The organism is Maribacter sp. (genome assembly GCF_016744255.1).
Lineage (GTDB): Bacteria > Bacteroidota > Bacteroidia > Flavobacteriales > Flavobacteriaceae > Maribacter_B.
In genome coordinates, this window is the sequence record NZ_JADGES010000153.1 from 1 (window position 1) to 5,518 (window position 5,518).

Annotated in this window: 3 protein-coding genes; 1 reads left to right on the top strand and 2 read right to left on the bottom strand. The window is 31.9% G+C overall.

Annotated features, from left to right (window positions below; translation table 11 throughout):
• The coding region (locus QZZ51_RS16095; RefSeq protein WP_291871538.1) for a cadherin repeat domain-containing protein at positions 1 to 618 on the bottom strand (618 nt) is incomplete at its 3' end.
• A 241-nt stretch (positions 619 to 859) separates the two neighbouring features.
• Here QZZ51_RS16095 and QZZ51_RS16100 point away from each other — a divergent pair.
• Positions 860 to 3,403, top strand: coding sequence for a hypothetical protein (locus QZZ51_RS16100; protein WP_291871540.1), 2,544 nt, complete (start codon positions 860 to 862; stop codon positions 3,401 to 3,403).
• A gap of 67 nt (positions 3,404 to 3,470) precedes the next feature.
• Here QZZ51_RS16100 and QZZ51_RS16105 read toward each other — a convergent pair whose 3' ends face one another.
• The gene (locus QZZ51_RS16105; RefSeq protein ID WP_291871542.1) at positions 3,471 to 5,486 is read right to left on the bottom strand and encodes a M3 family metallopeptidase; all 2,016 of its coding nucleotides are present in this window, start codon (positions 5,484 to 5,486) and stop codon (positions 3,471 to 3,473) included.
• Positions 5,487 to 5,518: the final 32 nt, after the last annotated feature.

Here is a 5,518-nt window from a genome sequence, read left to right on the forward strand (position 1 = left end):
ATTTGAATCGGCTAAATTGTCAACTAAAGAAATGGAGAAGTCGCCTAAATTAAATAAAGCATTATACTCATCTAAAACCCCCTGAACGGTTGTTCTATATTGTGTTGTAATATTTCCATCTAAAAATATTTTCATGGGAGCACCCCATTTTTGTATCGTAGTTAAGTTGTTAGAGTTTTCCCATAAGGCTAGGTATCTAAAATAATCTGCCAATTCTTTTTGGGTGTCACTTAATGCGGTATACTCATCAATGTCTTCTAAAGTTAATAGAATGTTTTGTTCTGTTATGGCTGTGCCATCAAAAACGGAAACCGTAAAAGTAATTGTAGAGGTGGCTTCAAAATCTAATATAGCATTTGGGCCAACAGAAACTTCTCCTGTTGTTTCGTTAATAATAAAAGCATCGGAGTCTATGGTTATGGTAAGCTCATCTGTTTTATCCTTATCAGAAAAGGCAATAGTTCCAACAGAAGTACCACTTGCAGTATGTTCCTTAACTTGTAGTTCTTGTGTTGTAACTATAGGAACACTATTAACTATATCCTCTAGGTCTGTTTCTTTGTCGCTGCTACAACTTGCTATGACAATAGCTAATGCTGGTAGTATTATTTTTTTCATTATGATTGATTGTATAGTTATTTAATACAAAATAAAGACAAGCATATTGTTTTTTAATACCTGTAAAAAGGGAAATTGAAATATGTTGTCTAGTGTACAAAAACGTAAATGCATTAAATAAAATTGTTTAAAAACTGATAAAAGTTACATTCTTAAGTTCTAGCCCTATAAACCCCAGAATACAGGGGTTTTAAAAATGTTTATTCTTACTATTTTTGGTCTAAATAAAATGTACTATTCTATGAAGTCTATAAAGTTAATATTGATTGCAGTCTTAGTGTTATCTGTGGGGGGCTCCTTAATGGCGCAACAAGACACTATATGGTATAATTCTAAGTGGAAGAAAGTATCTAATAAAACAGAGGCGGCCTTTTTTAGGCCACCATTAAAAAAAGAAGGAGATTTATATAGAGTAGAAGATTATTATGTTTCTGGTAAACCGCAAATGAGCGCTTTGTCTAAATATACAGATAAAGATTTTTGGCATGGAAAGGTTACTTGGTATAACGCGGATGGCTCTATGTTACAACAGGGAACTTATAAAGAAAATAGCCTACATGGAGAATATATTAGTTATGTGGCTGGTGAAAAAGTGGTGTCTAATTATGAAAATGGAGTATATGTGTCTGGCAGAACCAATATAAATTATGGTAGTTATTATGTATATCTAGAAGAAATAGAAAGTGGCTTTAGGCGAGTATACCATGCAGGAGATTTAAAGGGGATTCGATATGAAGAATATTTAGATAAAGACAAGAACAATATTTTTACAAAATATTATAATAAAAAAGGGGAGTATGTTGGCGAATCTAAAGAAACGAATAATGGGCAAAAAACCGGTTTAGTAGTATATTATAATTATAAACCTTTTAGATTGTCTAGCATACAATATTATTCAAAAAATGCTATTTTTCTAGGAACATCTACGTATTATAAAAATGGAAACCTAAAAGAAGGGTTCATCGATAAATCAGGATATAAAACTATTTATTACAGTCCTCAAGGAGATGTAATTGGCACTTTAACGTATGAAATGCGAGATTCTTATTTAAGCCCTAAAGATGGTACAAAATTTATTTTCTATTCTAATTATTATGGAGCAAAAAAGTTAGATGAAAATAAAGAAACTTGGCCATCTAGTATTACTACTTATGAGAATGGAAAAATTGTTAGGTATGAAGAGCAATATGAGAATAAAGTAACAAAATCTATTTCTACTTATGTTAATAATAGGAGAGATTTAGATGTTTTTTATGATGAAAAAGGAAAAGAAACAGCTCGTTTAACGTATAAAAATAACAAGGCTTATAACGGTGTTCAATTTAATAGAGATGTTAAAAACACCTATAAAGATGGAGTTCTTCTGGAACAAATAAAATACTATCCTGAAACTAATAAAAAATTCATGCAACAAAAAGATGCAGAGGAGACATATTATGATAAAGAAGGCAAAGTATTGGGTGTTTTAAAGTTAGATGAAGATAATTATAACACTCCTTTAGATGGTTTAAGGTATAGTTATTTTAATGGTGTTTATGAAAGAATAGAACAATATAAAGGCGGAAAGATTGTAGGGTTAACTACTTTGAGAAAAGGACGAGAAGAAGCATATTATAAAAAGATTGAAGAATTTGATGCCCGTGGTTATAATAAAATTAGAGAAATAAATTTTTACAGTAATAAAAAAATTCAAAGTGATGTAATTTATAAAAAATATAATCCAATTAAAGGAATCTATTTTAATATGAAGGGAGACCAGATAGGGGTTTATGATTATATGTTAAAAGAAGGTACTCGGTATAAATTTTTTCCAACATCGGACCAAATAGAAGAAATGGAGGAAAGAAAGAATAATAAACTAGTACGTAATTTAAAATATGCCAGAGTTTATAATAACAGGAATCAGGATTTTCAGATAGTTGTAGATGTGGATAGTTCTAAAGAAGCTAAATTCTACAATAGAGAAGGTAAATTAATAGCTAAGGCGAGTTTTAAAAGTGGAGAGCTTTATGAAGGTACGGTTTACGACAGTAAGGAAAGGTCTTTATACCAAATAAAAGAAGGGAAAAAGAACGGTACTTATGAGCGATATAATTATCAAGAAAATATTATAGAAAAAGGGAATTTTAAAAATGATTTAGAAGAAGGCTTTTTTGTTAATTATAATGCTTCTGGGGCTAAAATGTCTTCTATAAATTATATAGGAGGAAAGCCAGAGGGAGATGCTGTTTATTATAACGAAGAAGGTAAAGTACTTAGTAAAATGAACTACAAAAATGGCAAGCCTTATTCTGGAAAAATAACCATATCTAATGATTATGGTGCTACCTATAAGGAGGAGACCTATGTTAATGGTAGTATGGTGCAATCTATTGACTCTAAAAAAGAAGGGAAAATGGTTACAGATTTTAAGAGCGAAACAATTAAAGTTATTACAAAGTATTACTTAGATAGCGATAAAAAATATTTAACCTATGAGTTAGAAAATGGTACACTACAGGGAGATGTTGTTTCTTATGCTAAGGACGGTAAGATAGAAAGAAAGGCAGAATTTAAGGATGGTAAATTTGTGGCAGGTAAGGTTAGATTAAAAGGAGGATATAATAATGGTCAAGAAAATTATTTACTTTTAATACGAACGGACACAACATTTACTGTAGAAAAATATAATGCTAGTGTGTTAGAGTACAAAGCTTTTGAAAAACTAGAAAAGGGAATGCGTTCAGAGCATATTTATAAGTTAGATTCTAAGATAAACTATATTTATCCAGACGATATAGAGTAAAAATAACATCAAAAAAAGCTTCACTATAATTAAATAGTGGAGCTTTTTTTGTTTTTATATTTTAGTGCTATAATAAACCAGCACGTTCTAATAATGCTTCAACTTTAGGTTCTGCGCCCCTAAAACGTTTGTATAAAACCATTGGGTTTTCTGTGCCACCTTGCGATAATACGTTGTCTTTAAATTTGGTTGCTATTTCGGTATTAAAAATACCATTCTCTTTAAAGTACGCAAAAGCGTCGGCATCTAATACTTCTGCCCATTTGTAACTATAATACCCAGAAGAATATCCACCTTGAAAAATATGGGCAAAAGCGGTACTCATACAAGTTTCTTCTGTTTCTGGATACAAATTAGTTCCTTTAAAGGCTCTGGTTTCTTGTGCTTTTACATTTGTAATAGAACTAGGGTCTACACCATGCCAAGACATATCTAACAGACCAAAACTTAATTGGCGAAGTGTAGCCATGCCTTCTTGGAAGGTAGACGATTCTTTTATTTTTTGTACCAAATCCATAGGGATTAACTCTCCTGTTTCATAGTGGGTAGCGAAAAGCTCTAAGGCTTCTTTCTCGTAACACCAATTTTCTAAAACCTGACTAGGTAGTTCTACAAAATCCCAATATACAGATGTTCCAGAAAGACTTGGGTAGGTAGTATTGGCAAGCATACCGTGTAATCCGTGTCCAAACTCATGGAACAAGGTAGTGACCTCATTAAATGTTAGTAATGATGGTTTGCTTTCTGTAGGTTTGGTAAAGTTGCAAACATTAGAAATATGCGGGCGTACATTCTCACCATCTTTTTTATACTGCGATTTAAAAGATGTCATCCAAGCGCCTCCACGTTTTCCTGATCTAGGGTGAAAATCAGCATAGAATAAAGAAACAAAGTTTTTCTCAGCATCAAATATTTTATAGGTTTTTACATCTTCGTGGTACTTGTCTACATTAAAAATTTCTTCGAATTGTAAACCGAAAAGTTTTTCGGAAACTTTAAAAACACCTGCGATTACATTTTCTAGTTTAAAATATGGTTTTAGCTTTTCATCGTCTAAACTAAAAAGTTTTTGTTTTAATTTTTCGGAATAATAAGAGCTATCCCATTTTTGTAGTTGTTCAATTCCGTCTATTTCTTTGGCAAAGTCTTCTAGTTGTTTAAACTCGCGTTCTGCAGCTGGTTTTGCTTTTTCTAAAATTTCACTTAAAAAAGCATGTACTTTTTCAGGTGTTTCTGCCATGCGCTCTTCTAGTACAAAATGGGCATGGGTTTTATATCCTAAAAGATTAGCGCGTTCGTGTCTAAGATTTGCTATTTGTAATACGTTTTTTTGGTTGTCTAGTTCATCGTCCTTAAAACCTTTGCTGCCAAAAGCCATAGAAAGTTCTTTACGAAGTTCACGGTTTGTAGCATACTTCATAAAAGGAATATAGCTAGGGTAGTCTAAGGTAATTAGCCAACCATTTAACCCTTTAGATTTTGCTAATTGTGCAGCAGCTTCTTTAGCGCCATCTGGCAAGCCATCTAAATCGGCTTCATTGGTAAGGTGTTTTTGGTATTTGTTGGTCTCTGCTAAAATATTCTCTCCAAATTGTAATTTTAATTTAGAAAGAGAAGCATCAATCTCTCTAAGTCTTGTTTTTTTGTCTTCAGGAAGGTTTGCTCCATTACGGCTAAAACTCTTATATTTTTTATCTAATAGGGTTTGCTGCTCTGTTGTTAATGGTAGACTGTCCTTTTGGTTGTATACTACTTTAACTCGCAGAAATAAATCTTTATTAAGAGTAATGTCGTTCCCGAACTCTGATAGTAAGGGTGATATTTCTTGTGCTATTTTCTGAATCTCCTCATTCGTTTCTGCGGAATTTAAGTTAAAAAATACACTAGAAACTCTATCTAATTGTTGTCCAGAGAACTCTAAAGCTTCAATAGTATTTTCAAAACTTGGTTTTTCTGTATTTGTTGTTATAGCATCTATTTCTACTCTAGCATCTTTCATGGCTTGTAAAAAAGCAGGTTTAAAATGCTCGTTTTTTATAGTAGAAAATGGTGCAGTATCAAAAGGGGATAAAAGTGGGTTCATTTTTTTATCTGAGATTTAAAAGTTTTAAAGGT

Bases quoted from the DNA above. Each gene is read 5' to 3' on its own strand.
- QZZ51_RS16100 (WP_291871540.1), top strand. From the start codon at position 860: ATGAAGTCTATAAAGTTAATATTGATTGCAGTCTTAGTGTTATCTGTG.
- QZZ51_RS16105 (WP_291871542.1), bottom strand. From the start codon at position 5,486: ATGAACCCACTTTTATCCCCTTTTGATACTGCACCATTTTCTACTATA.